The organism is Acidocella aquatica, assembly GCF_030160635.1.
In the GTDB taxonomy this organism is placed as follows: Bacteria; Pseudomonadota; Alphaproteobacteria; order Acetobacterales; family Acetobacteraceae; genus Acidocella; species Acidocella aquatica.
Map to the genome: position 1 here is coordinate 1 of NZ_BSOS01000090.1, position 16,969 is coordinate 16,969.

The window sequence follows — 16,969 nt, forward strand, 5'->3', positions numbered from 1 at the left end:
GCCGAGCTCACCAAGCCGCCGCACAGAAAGCGTACATCAAATCTAAATCACAACTGTAATGCTAGGCCGCTCAGGATGAACGAACCTAAACCGATCACACGCTGGAGAATTCAGCGAATAGCTGAATCCTCCAGCCTTATTTTTGAACGAGTGATTCCATGCGTTTAGCTTGAACGCTCCGCGTCAATCGAAACGCATATTGCTCTAGAACTTGGTAATCAGGCGAACATTAACAATCGTGCCCGCCACGTCGTTCTTGGTATAGATGTTCTGGTCCCAGCTGGCGAGAACATTGATGCCGCCAAACTGATAGCCCACCATCGGCCCGGCGCCATAGCTTTCTTCCATGTGGTTCGTCAGACGCACGCCATTCAACGTATCAGCCGTGATCTGGTTCATCTGATGCGCGCCGATGCCAAAAGTCCAGGCGCCGATGGTCTTCGCGAGCGTATAATCAACCGAGAACTGATCGCCGGACATGTAGTTATAGCCAGTGGTTTTATCGGCGGTAACAGGTTCAGCCAGATGCATGTCGGCGCTGATATTCCAGCCATTGCTCAGCCAGCTCAACCCGAGATCTTCCTGCACCGCGAAATACCCATTGCCCGAGGGCAGGCCGCCATTGTTCAGCTTGCCGTTGATCAGATCGGGCATGGTGGAGCTGGCATCGGGCAAATAGAGTTCCAGTCCGGTCTTCACAAAATAATCATGGGGCAGGGTCCAGGCCAGCTGGCCGGGGATGAGAATCGTGTTGAACGTGCCCCAGTTGCCGCTGCCGGTGTGGCCGGTGATGCCGGATGCTGACGTGTAGTCAAACGGCTGGGCAATGGCGAGCGAATAGCTGGCGCCCAGCACATTAATGCCCGGAACCCACAAAACAATCGGCACCTCGACCAGAATATTCGCGGTAGCACCAGGAATATTATGGCCTGTGTTGTCTTTAACCGTGGTGTCCGTCCAGTAATTATCCAACACGCCGTAAACGCCGGGCGGCGGGGTGGCGCCGGCGGCCAGCCCTTCGTTCACGCCACGCAGATAAGGATTCCAAAGCTCACTGGCATTGGCCGGAGCGCAGACCACGAAGCCAAGCACCACCGCCGCCGCGCCAACCAGCAGGCGCGGATCAGATTTTGTTTTTGTCATTTTATCGGTCCCTGTTTGTTTATATTTTCAACATTTTTCCGCGCAAAAATCCCGCGAGCGGCATCACGCCGTCCGCACAACCGCGCGCGCGGCCGCGGTATCTGGCAAATACAATCCTGATGTTATGAAACCCGGCGCGGAGTCCGGCGGCCTTGTGTCAGGCCAGGGCCGCCAGCTCCGCTTCGGTGAACACGCGCGAGCGGGTCAAAAATCGCTGCCCCGACCCGTTCTCCAACGAGAACATGCCGCCCATGCCGGGCACCACGTCGATGATGAGTTGCGTGTATTTCCAGTATTCAAACTGCGAGGGGCTCATATGGAATTTCGCCCCGCCGATTTCGCCCAGCTCCACATCGTCCGGGCTGAGCAGATAGTCGCCCTGTTTAAAGCACATCGGCGATGAGCCGTCGCAGCAGCCGCCGGACTGGTGGAACATGATAGGGCCATGTTCCGCCGTCAGCTTCGCGATCAGCCCGCGTGCCGCCGGGGTGGCGAGCACGCGCGCTGGTTTATTGCTCATCGCCGTGCCCTGCTCAGAAAAATCCAAGCGCCTTGGGGCTGTAGCTCACCAGCAGGTTCTTGGTCTGCTGATAATGGTCGAGCATCATCTTATGGTTCTCGCGGCCAATGCCCGATTGCTTATACCCGCCGAACGCCGCATGCGCCGGATAGGCATGGTAGCAATTGGTCCACACGCGCCCGGCCTTTATGCCGCGGCCCATGCGGTAGGCACGGTTGCCATCGCGCGACCACACGCCGGCACCCAGGCCGTAGAGCGTATCATTGGCGAGTTCCAGCGCCTCGGCCTCGTCCTTGAAAGTGGTAACCGCGAGCACCGGCCCAAAAATCTCTTCCTGGAACAGCCGCATCTTGTTGTTGCCCAGAAACATTGTCGGTTCGATATAAAAACCACCGGAGATACCACCCTCCATCGCCGGGCGGACACCGCCGGTCAGCAGCTTGGCACCTTCCTGCTTGCCGATGTCGATATAGGAGAGAATTTTCTGCACCTGTTCGGAGGAAGCCTGCGCGCCCAGCATGGTGCTCATATCCAGCGGGTTGCCCTGCTTGATGGCATGCACCCGCTTCAGCACTTTTTCCATGAACCGGTCGTAAATGCTCTCCTGGATCAGCGCGCGCGACGGGCAGGTGCAAACCTCACCCTGGTTGAAGGCGAACATCACCAGGCCTTCAATCGCCTTGTCCAAAAAGTCATCATCCTGCGCCATCACATCCTCGAAGAAGATGTTGGGCGATTTGCCACCGAGTTCCAGCGTGACGGGGATGAGATTGTGGCTGGCATATTGCATGATCAACCGGCCGGTCGTGGTCTCGCCGGTAAAGGCGATTTTGGCGATCCGGCTGGAGGAGGCGAGCGGCTTGCCCGCTTCCAGGCCAAAGCCATTCACAATATTCAACACGCCGGGCGGCAGCATGTCGCCCACCAGCTCAGCCAGCACCATGATGGAAACAGGCGTCTGCTCGGCCGGTTTCAACACCACGCAATTGCCCGCGGCGAGCGCCGGGGCGAGTTTCCAGATCGCCATCAGGATCGGGAAGTTCCAGGGGATGATCTGGCCAACCACGCCAAGCGGCTCATGAAAATGGTAGGCAACGGTGTCATCGTCAATCTGGCTCAGCGCACCTTCCTGCGCGCGCACGCAGGCGGCGAAATAGCGCATATGGTCAATCGCGAGCGGAATATCGGCAAAGGTGGTCTCGCGGATCGGCTTGCCGTTGTCCACGGTCTCCGCATAGGCGAGCAGGTCGAGGTTCTGCTCCATTTTATCAGCCATGCGGTTGAGAATGAGCGCGCGCGCGGCCGGCGAGGTTTTGCCCCAGGCCTCGGCGGCGGCATGCGCCGCATCGAGCGCCAGATTAATATCGGCCTCGGTCGAGCGGGCGGCCTGGGTGAACACCTGGCCGGTGATGGGGGAGACATTATCAAAATACTGGCCCGCAAGGGGAGCGGTGAACTTGCCGCCGATGAAATTGTCGTAGCGTGGTTTAAAGGCAAATCCGCTCACGGCGCTTCCGGGCAGGGGAGCAATGGCTGCATCAAGCATGTGGGTTTCCTCGTTTTTGGTTTTCGGACACGTATCGGCGCCACGTTGGGAGCCTTGAAAACATTATAGCAAAGAGCATGCCAAAACCACACAAATGCTTATCCGCGAGGCATTCCGCCAATGCTGCTGCGCAGCATGTCCCATCCGCCGGAACACCTGACCGCGCCAAAGCAGGACACTGTACCAAAATGGAACATCAGTGGTAATAACTTGCCACAGACATTCACGCCGCCTAACCAAAAGATCCAGGAAAGACCCGATAAAGAGTTTCAATAATTCATCAGGGTGAGGGAAATGCCGGTCCATGGAGCCATTTGCCGAAACTGCCAGCGCAGGACTAATGCTTCGCCAGCCCGCGAGGCTCGCGACTGATCCAGCCGATATCAGCCGCTCCTGGCAGCGTTGCCGGCAAGCGGGGCTGATGCCCGAACTCGCCCGTGTCGACGGCCCGCACATGGGCCAGACACAATTGCGCGCCGCCACAGACCGCCGCGCCACGCTCATCGCCCAGGCACGCCCGGTCATAGACTACATCTATAGCCAGATCCGCGATTCCGGCTGTGTCATGCTGCTTTCCGACGAGAACGGCTATCTCCTGGAATCCGCCGGCGACACTGATTTCTGCACCCGCGCCGCGCAGGTTGCCCTGCAGCCCGGCGCCTGCTGGGCAGAGAACACGCGCGGCACCAACGCCGTCGGCACGGCGCTGATCGAGGGCCGGCCGATCGTGGTGAACGGCACCGAACATTATCTGCGCCACAACAATTTCCTTGCCTGCGCCGCGGCGCCGCTGGTCGAGCCGGGCGGGCGGATGCTCGGCGTCATCGATATTTCCTGTGACGCGCGGCGCTACCATCCCCATACGTTCGGCCTCGTGCGCGCCGCCGCGCAGATGATCGAAAACCGTATTTTCGAACTCACCTTCGTCAACCAGATGAAGCTGCGCTTCCACCTGAGCAGCGCCTGCCTCGGCAGCGTCATGGAAGGCACCCTTGCCCTGAGCGAGGACGGCCGCATCATCGGCGCCAACCGCACCGGCTTTCACCTGCTGGGCCTGACCCCGGCCGATATCGGCGAGCGCGACATTGCCTCGGCGCTGGGTATCGGCCTGCGCGAACTGCTGGACCTGAACCGCCACGCCCAGGGCCGCCCCGTGGCACTGCACCGGCGCGGGAGCGAGAGCATGTTTATCATGGTCGAGCATGTGCGTCCGCCACAATTCCTGCCGGGAAACCTGCCCGCGGTGGCGCCGAAAACCACCACGGAGGATGCCCTGGGCGCGCTCGATACCGGAGACGCGCGCGTGCATACCGCGATTGCGCAGGCACGCCGCGTGCTGGGCCGCAAGGTGCCCATTCTGCTGCAAGGCGAAACCGGCGCCGGAAAGGACGTCTTCGCCCGCGCCATCCACGCCTCCAGCGGGCGCGCGCAAAAGCCGTTTGTCGCGGTTAACTGCGCGGCGCTGCCGGAAAGCCTCATCGAATCCGAACTCTTCGGCCACGCCCCCGGCTCCTTCACCGGCGCGCGGCGCGAGGGTGCGCTCGGGCGCATCCGCGAGGCCCATGGGGGCACGCTGTTTCTCGACGAAATCGGCGACATGCCGCTGCACATGCAAACCCGTCTGCTGCGCGTGCTGGAGGATGGCTACGTGACCCCCATCGGCGGCAAGCCGGTGCCGGTCGATTTTCTGCTCATCAGCGCCACGCATTGCGACCTGAAGGCGCGCATCGGCACGCAGGAATTCCGCGCGGATTTATACTACCGCCTGAACGGGCTGACGATCGCCCTGCCCCCCGCGCGCGAACGCACCGATCTCCCGGAACTGATCGAGCGTATCCTGGCCCGCGAGGCCCTCGAGCGCGGCGATGGCACACAATTGCAACTTGCCCCCGAACTGGCCGGCGCATTTGCCCGCTACCCCTGGCCCGGCAATCTGCGCCAGCTCGCCGGCATGCTGCGGACCGCATGCCTGATGCTCGATACGGGAGACACCGAGCTGCGCCTGGAACATCTGAGCGAGGAGGCACAGGCCGAACTCAACCGCAAACACACCGCTCCGCCGCCCACGGCCCGCCCCGTCACCCTGCGCGCACGCGCCGACGCGCTGATCGGCAACGCCGTGGCGGAGACCGGCGGCAACGTCGCCGCCGCCGCGCGCAAGCTCGGCATCAGCCGCAATACCCTCTACCGCCGGCTTGCCGCCGGGGCGATCCCGCCGGAGGCCACCAAAACCCTGCAGCCACGAAAACTGAACAGCTAGAGTGCGATCGTTTGAGGTTCGCTCGGATGAGCGAGCCGAAAGCGTGAATCGCCCTCAGAAAAACAGGTTAGAGCATGATCGCACTTAAAGCGATCAAGCTCTAGAGTGCGATCGTTTGAGGTTCGCTCGGATGAGCGAGCCGAAAGCGTGAATCAGGCGCTTGCCGTAAAGATCACCATCAATTTCATTGTTTTTTCGTTACAAAACCGCACAAATTGGGGTGCAAGCAAAAAATTAAACCGCACTAACAGTGCGTTATTTAAACTTCCTCACAACTGCTTCACGTGAAGCACCCCCTCAGCTCTCATCCTTCGCCGCGCTCTCCTCGGCCTCCGGCGTCAGCGTCCGGCGCGCCCGCAGCCTGCGTATCCGCCTGGCATCCGCCTCCAAAACCAAAAACTCCACCCCCGAGGGATGCGCGATAATCTCCCCCTTCGCCGGCACCCGCCCCGCCATGTTAAACACCAGCCCGCCCACGGTCTCGATATCCGCATCGCGCTCATCGCTTGAGAGCACCTGCCCCATCTTCTCCTCAAACGCCTCCACCGGCAGCAGCGCGTTCAAATCCAGCGAGCCATCCGCCCGCTCCACCACCATCGGGCCTTCAATCTCATCATGTTCGTCGGAAATATCGCCAACAATCGTCTCAACCAAATCCTCGATCGTCACCAGCCCGTCGATCCCGCCATACTCATCGACCACCAGCGCCAGATGCGTGCGCGTCTGGCGCATCTGCAACAACAAATCCAAAACCCCCACCTGCGGCGCCACCAGCAACGGCTTGCGCAGGATTTTCTCCACCGAAAACTCCGCCGGCGTTCCGCTGAAGGCAAAAACATCCTTGATATGCACCATCCCCAGCAGGTCATCGAGATGCTCCCGATACACCGGCAACCGCGAATGCCCTTCCTGGCGCAACAACTCTATCGCCTGCTCCAGACTAACATCGGCGCGCATCGCGATGATATCGGGCCGCGGCACCATCACGTCATCGGCGCTCATCTCGCGCAACCGCAACACATTGGCGATCAGCGCGCGCTCCTGCAAATTCAGCCCCACCCCCTCGCCGCCTTCGCTCAGCGCGCCTTCCGCCCCGGCCTCCAGCACCAATTCCGCGATGGAATCGCGCACCGACTGCTCATTGCTGCGCAACCGGTTCAAAATCCGTCCAAATGCCGAGCTCATCGGTTTTTCCATGGATTCGCCACCTTCAACCGCGCCAGAATTTTCGCCTCCTCGCTTTCCATCTCCCGCGCCTCGCCCACGTGATGATGGTCATAGCCCTGCAAATGCAGCGCGCCATGCACCAGCAGATGCACCAGATGCGCCATCACCGTCTTGCCTTCCCGTTCCGCCTCGCGCCGCACCACGCCCAGCGCCAGTAAAATTTCCGGCGGCCGCTCATAGGTCAAAACATTGGTCGGCTTGTTCTTGCCCCGGTCGCGATAATTCAGCCGCCGCACCGTGCGGTCATCGGTGAGCACCACATCCGCCTCGCACCCCGCCGCCCGCAATGCGCGCGCCACCACGCGCCCCACATCACGCACATAAAAATTCCAGCGCCGGTCTGCCACAACCACTTCGCCCCCGAAGGGGTAACGACTTCCAGGTTCCATTTATCCGTTTTATCCGTGCCGCTCGCGCGAGACTTCCCGGGCGGCGGCATGGCGCTGGTCATAGGCCTCCACAATCCGCCCGACCAGCGGATGGCGCACCACATCGGCATTATTGAACCGCGCCACGCCAATGCCCGAAATCCCCTCCAGCGTGTCCAGCGCATCCGCCAGCCCCGAGCGTGTGCCGGTGGGCAAATCCACCTGCGTCAAATCGCCGGTAATCACCATGCGCGTGCCCTCGCCCATGCGGGTCAAAAACATTTTCATCTGCACGGCGGTAGTGTTCTGCGCCTCGTCCAAAATCACGAACGCATGCGCCAGTGTCCGCCCGCGCATGAACGCCAGCGGCGCGATCTCGATCTCCCCCGTCGTCATCCGCTTGGTCAGTTGGTCGCCGGGCAGCATGTCGTTCAGCGCGTCATAGAGCGGGCGCAGATACGGATCTACTTTCTCTTTCATATCACCAGGCAAAAACCCAAGCCGCTCGCCCGCCTCCACCGCCGGGCGGGAGAGCACAATGCGGTCCACCCGGCCCGAGGTCAGCATCGCCACCGCCTGCGCCACCGCCAAATAGGTCTTGCCAGTGCCCGCGGGCCCGAGCGCAAACACCATCTCATGGCGCGCCAGCTGGTCAATATACGCCGCCTGCGCCGCGCTGCGCGGGCCAACCGCCCCCTTGCGCGTGCGGATCGCGGGCAGATCCGAGAGCGGCAGCCGCGGCTCCACCGCCGGGTCGCTCATCCGCATCGCCGCATCCACCTTTGGCCCATCGATCATCTCGCCACGTTCCAACTGCCGGTAGAGCGCCGCCAGCGTCGCTTCCGCCGCGGCAACCTGCTCAAGCGAGCCGGTGATGGAAACACGGTTCCCCCGGCACGCCAGCCGCACACCGAGCCGCTGCTCGATCCTGGCCAGATGCCGGTCATGGTCCCCCAGCAACAACGAGAGCAGCGCGTTGTCGCCAAAGGTAAGGGTGAGGGACCGCGGGGGCGGGGCGGGTTGGGTAGAAGTGGATGCGATGATCTGGCTCAAGCTGCGATTTTCTCCTTGTCCAATAGCGTGCCTAAAAGGGAGTTGGGATTAGCCTGGGTAATTTTCACCGCGTGAATTTCGCCGGTCAGCTCCACCGGAGAGTCCACAACAACCGGCTGCGCATAAAGCGATCGCCCGGCAATCTGGCCCGGGTGGCGGCCAAGCCCGGTAAAGAGCACCGGGGTGTTCAGCCCCACGGTCGCGGCGTTGAACGCATCCTGCTGGCGCCGCAGCTCCGCCTGCAACTCATACAGCCGCGCGTTCTTCACCTCATCGGCAATCTGCGCCAGCCCCGCCGCCGGGGTGCCGGGGCGCGGGGAATAATTGAAACTGTAAGCCAAGGCGAACCCGGTCTCGCGCACCAGCGCCATGGTGGCGGCAAAGTCCGCATCGCTCTCGCCCGGATGCCCGATGATAAAGTCCGAGGTGAACGCCATATCCGGCCGCACCTCGCGCAACCGCGCCACGATCCGCCTGAAGTCATCGGCCTTATGCTTGCGGTTCATCGCCGCCAGAATTTTATCCGAGCCGGACTGCACCGGCAGATGCAAAAACGGCATCAGCGCCGGATTATCCCGGTGCGCCAGAATCAGCTCCTCGGTCATGTCGGAGGGATGCGAGGTCGTATAGCGCAACCGGCTCAACCCCGGGATCTCCGCCAATTCGCTCAGCAGCCGCGCCAGGCTCCAAATCCGCCCATCCGGCCCTTCGCCGTGATAGGCGTTCACATTCTGCCCGAGCAGCGCAATTTCGCGCGTCCCCTGCGCCACCATCCGCCGCGCCTCGGCCACTATGCCGGCCACCGGGCGCGAGGCCTCGGCGCCCCGCGTATAGGGCACCACACAGAACGAGCAGAATTTGTCGCAGCCTTCCTGGATGGTCAGGTTCGCGATCACCCCCTGCGGCGCCGCCGCATCTGGCAGAAAATCAAATTTTTTCTCGACCGGAAAATCAGTGTCGATCACCGCCCCCTTGCCGCGGTGCACCTGCGCGATCAGCTCCGGCAGCCGGTGATACGCCTGCGGCCCAACCACCATATCCACATAGGGCGCGCGTTTGAGCAGGATATCCCCCTCCGCCTGCGCCACACAGCCGGTCACGGCGATCATCATCCGGTTGCCGGTGGCCTCCTTGAGGTCCCGCAGCCGGCCCAGCGCGGAGAATACCTTCTCCGCCGCCCGCTCGCGGATGTGGCAGGTGTTCATAATCACCATATCCGCCCCTTCGGGGCTGTCCACGGTTGAGTAGCCCAGGGGCGCCAGAACATCGGCCATGCGCGCACTATCGTACACGTTCATCTGGCAGCCATGCGTCACAATATGCAGTCTACGGGTGTTGCGATCCGTCACGTTCATTTGCAGAATTCCATCCGGTTTTCCCGGACGGAAAAGCGCGTGTAACCCCGGCAGGTCAAGGTCAATTCCATGGGAATCCTCCTGAGCGTATCCCCACGAAGCTCTGTTTCATGGCGCCGTGTCAAGAAAATTTAGATGATTATCCCGTGACTTAATCTCAAGCCCATGCCCCAGCGCCACCCGCTGGTCGAACACAAAACACGCCCCGCGCCACTTGCTCTGCGCCTGCGGCATCTCTTCCAGATACCGCAAAATCCCGCCCTGAAGCTGGAAAACCTGCTCAAACCCCGCCTCCAGCATAAAGGCGCTGGCCTTCTCGCAGCGTATGCCGCCGGTGCAGAACATCGCGATTTTTTTATGTTTCGCATCCGCCAGCCGCTCGTTCACAAAATCCTTGAACCCGGTGAAACTGGTCAGCCCCGGGTCGATCGCCCCTTCGAACGTGCCGAATTCAACCTCGAATCCGTTGCGGGTATCCACCAGCACCACATCGGGGTCCTCCAGCAGCGCGTTCCACGCAAGCGGCGCCACATACTGGCCAAGCCGCGTGGCCTCATCCACGCTCTGGCCAAAGGTGATGATCTCGCGTTTCAGCTTGATCTTCAGCCGGTCAAAATGGGCGGCCCCGGCGTGGGAAAACTTCACCTCCAGCCGCTCGAATGCCGGACGCGCGGCGGTGGGCGCGCGCAGGCGTTCCACAAACGCATCAATCGCCGCCGGCGCCCCGGCGATGGTGCCGTTGATCCCCTCCGGGCTGACCAGAATGGTGCCAAAAATTCCCAGCTCCGCGCAGGCGGCCTGAAACTCCTCGCGCACCGCCCCGGGCTGTTCCAGCCGCAAAAACTGATACAATGCGGCCACCTTGTTCATCATGCTTCGATACGTCCTTGTCTGAGGGCCGCGGCATTATGCGCGATACGCGCTTCCAGCGCCGCGGCAAATGCCTTGCGATTGGGGAAGGTTCCGGGGGCGATCGGCGCATCCAGCAAAATCGTCGCATGGACACTGCGCCGCCGGCCGATCCGGTTGAAATGCGGGGCCAGCTCCATATCGCCATACCAGGCGATCTCCGGCCGGTCGGCGCGCAAAACCGGCATCCCATCCAGCCCGTCGTAAACCAATGTCACCGGCTGCACATAGGGTTTGGCGGCCGCGTCCGCCAGCACAAAAAACGACGAGGCGAACGGCAAAATCCGGTTGCCGTCGGAGGTGGTGCCCTCAGGAAACAGAATAATGCCGTCCCCCGCGTTCAGCCGCGCCGCCAGCGCGCCCTGTTCGCGCGCCACATTGGTGCGGTTGCGCGAGACGAACACGGTGCGCCCCAGCCGCGCGATCCAGCTGATGAAAGGCCAGCGCCCGATCTCCCCCTTGGCGACAAAACAACCCGGCAGCACGCTGCCCAGCGCCACGATATCCAGCCAGGAGCAATGGTTGGCGATGAAGAGGCTCGGCCGGTGCGCCGAGATCTCCCCCACGACCCGCAGCCGCAGCCCCAGCACGCGCGCCACGCCGCGCCAGTAAACCTGGGCGAAGCCCACCTTGCCACGCCCCGGCAGCACCAGCAGCAGCGCCTGAATGGGCATGCAAAACAGCGTCCACAGCAGGATCGCCACCACCCGCAGCAGCATACGGATCAGGGCGCACCGCCCTTCAGCATGGTGCGGAGGTCCTGCAAAATCGGCTCCGGGTCGGCGGCCAGGCTGTCGCGCACCACCTCCACCCAGTCGCCCACGTCCTCGACCTTGGTCGGGTTGTCGCGCAGCAGCTCGCGCTTGATGAAGGGAAAGCCCGAGAGCAGCAGCTGGCGCCATAAATCCGAGGTCGGGTTGAGCGCCACGCGCCGGGCCACGCCGTCGCGGATGCGCAGCACCTGGAGCTTACGGGTGATCTGGATCGGGTCGGCCTTGCCCAGCTCGCTCTCCTCGGCCAGGATCAGCTTTTCCAGCTCGTCGCGGTTGACCAGCTTGATCAGCTTCTCATAAGGCCATAGCGCAGCGCAGCGCAGCCCGCCCTTCACCATCGCCTGGGTCACGCCCACCTCATAGGCGTTCACGATATAGAATTTCATCGGCACCGGGCGCACGCTGCGCCAGAATTTCCCCCAGGCCTCAGCGCGCAGCGCCGCCGGGCCGAACGCCAGGAAGAACGATTGCAGATGGTAGCGCACCTGCCAGCTCTCCGTCAGGCCCCATATATCGGCCTTCTCGTAGTTGAGGCGGCGCAGCACATCGCCCAGCGGCACCAGCGGGCCGAACACGCTGTCGTTGACGAGGATCACCTCTTCAGTGCCCGCGCGCGGCAGCCCGAGATAATCCACCGCATCGCGCCAGGCGCCGAAATCGTAGCCGATGTTGCGCCGCAGGATCACCACCGCGCATATCTCGCGCACCGCCTGCAGGGAGGCGGGCAAAAGCTTGCCGGCATTGCTGACGAAGACCACCGTGCGGCCGGCATCGCGCAGTTCGCGCATATAGTCGAGCAATTGCGCACGCACCACGCCGCGCCCGTCAAAATGCATGAAGATCGCGATTTTCGGCCCGAGCGTGACCTCACCCTCCGGCCAGACCCGCAAAATCTGGCGCGGGCTGCGCAACTGGCCGATGGCGCGGGCCAAGGGGACCAGCACATACCATTTGCAGCCCACGAAAAACGCGCGAACCTGCTTTTTCAGATAACCGATCATGCCGGGGAGCCCTCAAGTTGTTGGCGCAGGTCGTCCGGCGCATCTGGATAAACCCCGGTGAAACTCCGCAACAGGGCCATCGCCTCTTCGCCGCGCTGCAAATGGTTGAGCACCACGATCTCACCGCGAAACGCCGGCCAGAACAGCGGGGCCGCGGCCGCGCCAGGGGGGTGGCGCTTCACCAGCGCATCGCGCAGCCGGGCGAACACCGCGGCGGCGCGGCGCCAGTCGTCGCGCTGCTGCAAAAACAGCATCCCCGCCGCGAACAGCGCGTTGCAGGCGGCTTCGTCGTGGGGCGGGCGCAGTTTCAGCAGCAGCGGCTCAACCAGATGCAGCAGCAGCCGTGCGCTGGCAAAATCCCCGGCGTTCACCAGGGTCACGAAGGCGGCGAGCGCCAGGCCCTCCATACGCGCCTCCTCCAGCCCGCCGCGCAGGGCTTCCTCCAGCCGCTGCACGATGCGCGTGCCATCGCCCTGGCGCAGCTCCAGCATTAGCAGCGCCGCCAGCGCGTCATGGCGCAAGCTGGGCTTGCAGGCGGCCAGCCTGCGCTCCACCGCGCGGCCATGCGCCAGCGCCTCGGTGAATTCTCCTTCGTTCACCAGCCGCACGAAACCATCCACCAGCAGCGGACCGAGCACCGCCGGGTCGCCGCCTTGCTGTTCCAGCCGGAAAATCCGCGCCAGCGCCGCCTGCGTGCGGGCAAAATGCAGGTCCAGCATCACGCTGGCCAGCCGCGCGTCATCGGCGGCGGCGCCCGGCAAGCTGTCCAATTCGGCAAAACAAGGCGCCGCCGCCGCCAGCGCCCCGGCTTCATCATAACGCGCGGCGTTGACCAGCCCGGTATAGGCACCCAGCAGCAACGCCACCTGGCGCGCGGGCGCCACCTCAACCCCGGCGAAACGCCCCGGCACCAGCGCGGGGTCGCCCACCGCAAGGTCCACCACCGCGAGCGCGATGGCGGCATTGCTCCCCGCCGCCCCGCCCTGGCGCGCGGCCAGCGCCGCCACATCATGCCGCGCGGCGAACGCCTGCGCCTCGGCGAGGCGCGAGGCATTGGCCAGCCGGATGAAGGCTTCCAGCAGCAAAACATCGCGCCGCGCCGGGCCGATCTCCAGCCCCTCCAGCCGCGCCGGTATCTCCGCCGGGTCGCCCACGGCAAGGTCAAGCACCATGCGCGCCAGGGCGGCGTTGCGCGCCACCTCGCCGCCGGTCCGCGCCGCCAGGGCGGGGACCTCATGCGCGGCGATGAAGCCCAGCGCCTCGTCATAACGCGAGGCGTTCACCAGCCGGATGAACGCCTCCAGCAACAGAATATCGCGCCGCGCCGGGTCGATCTGCAGCCCCGCCAGCCGGCCCGGAATTTCCGCCGGGTCGCCCGCCGCGAGGTCGAGCACCATCTGCGCCAGCCGCGTGTCCTGGCCGGTTTTGGTGCCCGCCGCGCGCGCTGCCAGGGCGTCTATGCCATAGCAAGCCGCCGCCGCCTGCGCCTCGGCATAGCGCGAGGCATTCACCAGCCGGGTGAACGCCTGCAGCACAACCGCATCAGCATCCTCGCCAAGCTCGCCCAGCGCCTGGGCATATTCAAACGCGCGCATTGTCTCCCCGCCCGGCGCCAGCACGAAATTGGCCAGGCTGAGCAGCGCGTTGCGGCGCAGGTCATCGGGCAGCGCCGGGTCCGGCATATCGGCCAGCAGCGCCGCCTTCAGCGCGCCCGCCGCCTCCAGCGCCTCGGCATTGACCAGCGCGATGAAGCCGCGCCAGCCATCCACCACATCGCCGCGCACGATTAGCCCGGCGGCGCTGGCGGCATCGCCCGCCTCGGCCTGGCAGAGCAATATCTCGGTCTCGATGATGCGGCCGATGCTGGCCGAGAGGCCATCGGTGAGCGAGCGCTTGGCCAGCGCGCCCTGCAACGCTTCCACCGCCGCCCCGGCGAGGCGCAGCAGCGCCAGCAGTTCGGCGCGGTCCGTATCCAGGCTCAGCAGATGCATCGCCCGGCCGAACAGAATCATCCCCAACCCCAGCGGCATCAGCCGCGCCAGCCCGGCCAGGCTGGCATCCGCCGCACCTTCGGGCAGGGCGCGCATACCGGCCAGGTCCAGCCCGAAGCGCGCCCGCGCCGCGGGCAGCAGCACGTTCCACGCGGCTTCCACCGCCGCCACGTCGCCATCATTCGCGGCCTCGAACAACCCGCGCCCGGCAAAGCCGAAACACAGATCGCTCCCCGGCGCGGTGATCTGGCTGCGCTCCACCAGATAATGCCGGTACATCACCCGCCCGGCGGCGCCATCCCCAGAGATTTCAAACAGCGCCGCGCTGGCATAGGCGGTGAGCGACATTCCCTCGCGCAGCACGGTGACATGCGCGAACCCGGCGGCGCGCAGCGCGTGCTCCAGGCTGGCCTTGGTCTGCAGCACCAGATGCGCGCCCGGCGAGAGCAGCGGCATCAGCGCGCCTGCCTCCAGCGCCGGGGTGATGTAGCCGCCATCCGGCGTGGTGAGCACCAGAAGGCCTTGCGCCCCCAGCGCCGCGCGCATCAGGGCCAGAAATTCCGGCGGATGTTCCAGATGCTCCAGCACCTCGGTGGCGATCGCCACGTCCCACGGGCCGTCCGGCACCTCGGCCTTCGTGAAATAGCGCTGGCGGATGTCCAGCCCCAGCTCGCGCGCGCCAAAGGCGGCCAGGGGCGAAGGGTCATACCCCACGCCCTGCCAGCCGCGCGCGCGGATGGAGAAATCCAGCCCGAAGCCGTAGGCCCCGCCAATTTCCAGCACCCGCGCCCCGGCTGGTTTTTGCACCCGCGTCAGCGGCGCCGAGATGGGCCACACGCCCGCCCCCAGCTGCACCTGATAGATGTTCCAACCGATCTCGATCAGCTCATCGGTGCCATAGTCCATCGTGTGCGTGTTATCGACGAAACGCGCCGTACAGGCCGGGCAGATTTGCAGCACGAAGCGATGCACCGCATCGGGCGGGCGGTAGTCGATTTCAAGAAACTGCTCAGCCTCGACCGCGGCGCCGCAATTGGGGCAGAGCGCGGAGGCCGTGCGCCGCTCCAGCCAGTCTACCTCGATATGCGCGGCGATCCGTATTTTGCGGGCTGCCGCCATCAGGCGAAGAGTTCCGGCACCCGCGCCTTGAGGGCCTCGTTCAGCTCCGCCCGGCGATCCCACAGGCTGCGATACCATTGCGTGCGCGCGGCGACCTGATAGGCGAGCATGCGCTCTCCCGCGACATAGGCGCGCGCCTGGTCGGCCATTTTGCGCGTGGCCTCGGGGTAGGCGAGCAGCCGCAGCAGGCTCGCGCGCAGCTCCCCCGGGTCGTTGAAGAGCATGCCGGTTTTGCCGTTCTGGATGCTGCCCGCATAAACCACGTTGCTGGCGATCGCCGCCACGCGCGCCGCCCCGGCCTCGATGAACTTGAGGTCGGACTTGGCGCGGTTGAAGGGCGTATCGGCCAGCGGCATGAAGGCGATATCCGCGGCGCCCAGCATGCTCATATAGGTCGCGTAATCGGCCATCGGGTCGAAGCGTTTATGCGGCGTCTCCAGGGCGTTGTAAAAACCCTCGTCGCGCAGGACATGGAAGCGCAGCCGATCGCCAACGGCGCGCGCCACCTCGTTGAGCACTGGCATCAGCGGCGCCCAGTCGGCCTCGCGGTTGAGCGCGCCGAAAAACAGCGTCAGATGGTCGGGGTCGTTGAAATTATTCACCGGCGGCAGCGCGAAAATGCCGTTGCGGAACACCTGGATTTCCGGGTTCTGCGGCGCCAGCGTCTCGGCCAGCGCCGCCGTGCTGGTCTGGATCGCGTGGACGCCGCGGAAGGTCAGCAGCTCGCCCAGATTGATGCCGCGGTCTTCCATGAACTGCGGGTGGTCGTCGAACTCGCTGACGATCACATAATCCTTCTCCAGCAGCGCGCGCAGCCGCGCGATGCCGGATTCACCCAGCAGCAACGGCCGGTGCAGCACGGCGATGCGCGGCGAATCGGCCAGGCGGGGGTCAAAATCCGCCTCGCTGGCGATGGTGCCCAGCAACGCGCTGTCGGTCCGCATGGCGCGGATCGGCTCGATGACGCGCACATCGCTCACCCCGCCCTGGGGCGTCAGCATGGTGGCGCTCAGCTCGATGCGCGCCTGCGCCGATTTACGGGCGCGCCAGATGAATTGCAGCGGCACCGCGCGGTTGAGATATTCCGCCGGGTTGACGCCGAGCGCCTGCAGGCCGGGCGCAATCGCGGTGACGAACTGCTCCGCCTGCTCGCGCGCGATCGGCCGCGGGGCGACATCGGAGAGTTGCAGCCCGGCATTGGCCAGGGCCTGGCCCATCATGCGCGGGGTGAACCAGCGCAGATGCGTATGGTCGAACAGCCCCTGCTCCTCATAGTCAAAACTGCCGGTCAGCAGCCGGGCGGCAAAGGACCAATGCTCGACATTGGGCATGCAGACCAGCACCGTGCCCTCGGGCGAGAGATATTTCGCGTGTTCGGCCAACAGCGCCCAGGGGTCGACCAGATGTTCAAGCACATCGCCATAGATGATGCAGTCGATCCCTTCGGGCACATTGAAGGGCATCGGGTTTTTTTCAACATCGCCGCAGAACACTTCGGAAATCCGCTCCCTGGCGTGGGCTGCGGCGTCCTCGTCGAGGTCGATGCCGAGCACCCGCGCCCTGGGGTTGCGGCGCAGATAATCGGCGCCCAGCGCCCCCTGGGCACAGCCGACATCAAGAATCGTGCGGGCCGAAAGCGGGATTTTTTCAAGCAGTTCGGGGTTGGCGAAATCCGGATAATGCGTGTGAACGGCGGTCAATGGG

The 16,969-nt window shown here is 64.1% G+C and carries 14 protein-coding genes; 2 read left to right on the plus strand and 12 right to left on the minus strand.

The window, feature by feature from the left end:
* Nucleotides 1–204 precede the first annotated feature (204 nt).
* The 3 genes from QQJ84_RS15790 to adh form a co-directional block, all read right to left on the minus strand.
* Entirely contained in the window at nt 205–1,143 is a 939-nt protein-coding gene (locus QQJ84_RS15790; RefSeq protein ID WP_284259274.1) for a SphA family protein, read from the minus strand.
* Nucleotides 1,144–1,300: 157 nt separating this feature from the next.
* Complete coding sequence (locus QQJ84_RS15795) at nt 1,301–1,663, minus strand: DUF779 domain-containing protein (protein WP_284259275.1); 363 nt, start codon at nt 1,661–1,663, stop codon at nt 1,301–1,303.
* 13 nt (nt 1,664–1,676) lie between these two features.
* Entirely contained in the window at nt 1,677–3,209 is a 1,533-nt protein-coding gene (gene adh, locus QQJ84_RS15800; protein WP_284259276.1) for an aldehyde dehydrogenase, read from the minus strand.
* Nucleotides 3,210–3,329: 120 nt separating this feature from the next.
* Between adh and QQJ84_RS15805 the strand changes: the two genes are divergently transcribed.
* Together QQJ84_RS15805 and QQJ84_RS15810 are read left to right on the plus strand one after the other, a co-directional pair.
* Nucleotides 3,330–3,485 (plus strand): hypothetical protein, encoded by a 156-nt coding sequence (locus QQJ84_RS15805; protein ID WP_284259277.1) that lies wholly within the window; start codon nt 3,330–3,332, stop codon nt 3,483–3,485.
* A gap of 64 nt (nt 3,486–3,549) precedes the next feature.
* Complete coding sequence (locus QQJ84_RS15810; RefSeq protein WP_284259278.1) at nt 3,550–5,469, plus strand: sigma-54-dependent Fis family transcriptional regulator; 1,920 nt, start codon at nt 3,550–3,552, stop codon at nt 5,467–5,469.
* Nucleotides 5,470–5,766: 297 nt separating this feature from the next.
* Here QQJ84_RS15810 and QQJ84_RS15815 read toward each other — a convergent pair whose 3' ends face one another.
* The 9 genes from QQJ84_RS15815 to QQJ84_RS15855 all read right to left on the minus strand — a co-directional run bounded on the left by QQJ84_RS15815 (nt 5,767) and on the right by QQJ84_RS15855 (nt 16,965).
* The gene (locus QQJ84_RS15815) at nt 5,767–6,654 is read right to left on the minus strand and encodes a hemolysin family protein (protein WP_284259279.1); all 888 of its coding nucleotides are present in this window, start codon (nt 6,652–6,654) and stop codon (nt 5,767–5,769) included.
* Nucleotides 6,651–7,085, minus strand: coding sequence for an rRNA maturation RNase YbeY (gene ybeY, locus QQJ84_RS15820; RefSeq protein ID WP_284259280.1), 435 nt, complete (start codon nt 7,083–7,085; stop codon nt 6,651–6,653). Before ybeY ends, QQJ84_RS15815 begins: the two co-directional genes overlap by 4 nt.
* 9 nt (nt 7,086–7,094) lie before the next feature.
* Nucleotides 7,095–8,117: a PhoH family protein gene (locus tag QQJ84_RS15825; protein WP_284259281.1), complete on the minus strand. Its 1,023-nt coding sequence runs from the start codon at nt 8,115–8,117 to the stop codon at nt 7,095–7,097.
* Complete coding sequence (miaB, locus tag QQJ84_RS15830; RefSeq protein WP_284259466.1) at nt 8,114–9,466, minus strand: tRNA (N6-isopentenyl adenosine(37)-C2)-methylthiotransferase MiaB; 1,353 nt, start codon at nt 9,464–9,466, stop codon at nt 8,114–8,116. The genes QQJ84_RS15825 and miaB overlap by 4 nt, the downstream gene beginning before the upstream one ends.
* A 114-nt stretch (nt 9,467–9,580) precedes the next feature.
* Nucleotides 9,581–10,345, minus strand: a complete 765-nt coding sequence (trhO, locus tag QQJ84_RS15835) for an oxygen-dependent tRNA uridine(34) hydroxylase TrhO (protein ID WP_284259282.1) — start codon at nt 10,343–10,345, stop codon at nt 9,581–9,583.
* Entirely contained in the window at nt 10,342–11,100 is a 759-nt protein-coding gene (locus tag QQJ84_RS15840; RefSeq protein WP_284259283.1) for a lysophospholipid acyltransferase family protein, read from the minus strand. Before QQJ84_RS15840 ends, trhO begins: the two co-directional genes overlap by 4 nt.
* 5 nt (nt 11,101–11,105) lie before the next feature.
* Nucleotides 11,106–12,155 (minus strand): rhamnan synthesis F family protein, encoded by a 1,050-nt coding sequence (locus tag QQJ84_RS15845; RefSeq protein WP_284259284.1) that lies wholly within the window; start codon nt 12,153–12,155, stop codon nt 11,106–11,108.
* Nucleotides 12,152–15,265 (minus strand): class I SAM-dependent methyltransferase, encoded by a 3,114-nt coding sequence (locus QQJ84_RS15850; RefSeq protein ID WP_284259285.1) that lies wholly within the window; start codon nt 15,263–15,265, stop codon nt 12,152–12,154. The genes QQJ84_RS15845 and QQJ84_RS15850 overlap by 4 nt, the downstream gene beginning before the upstream one ends.
* Nucleotides 15,265–16,965: a methyltransferase domain-containing protein gene (locus QQJ84_RS15855; protein WP_284259286.1), complete on the minus strand. Its 1,701-nt coding sequence runs from the start codon at nt 16,963–16,965 to the stop codon at nt 15,265–15,267. Before QQJ84_RS15855 ends, QQJ84_RS15850 begins: the two co-directional genes overlap by 1 nt.
* Nucleotides 16,966–16,969 lie beyond the last annotated feature (4 nt).

Bases quoted from the DNA above. Each gene is read 5' to 3' on its own strand.
- QQJ84_RS15790 (WP_284259274.1), bottom strand. From the start codon at position 1,143: ATGACAAAAACAAAATCTGATCCGCGCCTGCTGGTTGGCGCGGCGGCG.
- QQJ84_RS15795 (WP_284259275.1), bottom strand. From the start codon at position 1,663: ATGAGCAATAAACCAGCGCGCGTGCTCGCCACCCCGGCGGCACGCGGG.
- adh (WP_284259276.1), bottom strand. From the start codon at position 3,209: ATGCTTGATGCAGCCATTGCTCCCCTGCCCGGAAGCGCCGTGAGCGGA.
- QQJ84_RS15845 (WP_284259284.1), bottom strand. From the start codon at position 12,155: ATGATCGGTTATCTGAAAAAGCAGGTTCGCGCGTTTTTCGTGGGCTGC.
- QQJ84_RS15815 (WP_284259279.1), bottom strand. From the start codon at position 6,654: ATGAGCTCGGCATTTGGACGGATTTTGAACCGGTTGCGCAGCAATGAG.
- QQJ84_RS15840 (WP_284259283.1), bottom strand. From the start codon at position 11,100: ATGCTGCTGCGGGTGGTGGCGATCCTGCTGTGGACGCTGTTTTGCATG.
- QQJ84_RS15805 (WP_284259277.1), top strand. From the start codon at position 3,330: ATGCTGCTGCGCAGCATGTCCCATCCGCCGGAACACCTGACCGCGCCA.
- trhO (WP_284259282.1), bottom strand. From the start codon at position 10,345: ATGATGAACAAGGTGGCCGCATTGTATCAGTTTTTGCGGCTGGAACAG.
- ybeY (WP_284259280.1), bottom strand. From the start codon at position 7,085: ATGGAACCTGGAAGTCGTTACCCCTTCGGGGGCGAAGTGGTTGTGGCA.
- QQJ84_RS15850 (WP_284259285.1), bottom strand. From the start codon at position 15,265: ATGGCGGCAGCCCGCAAAATACGGATCGCCGCGCATATCGAGGTAGAC.
- QQJ84_RS15810 (WP_284259278.1), top strand. From the start codon at position 3,550: ATGCTTCGCCAGCCCGCGAGGCTCGCGACTGATCCAGCCGATATCAGC.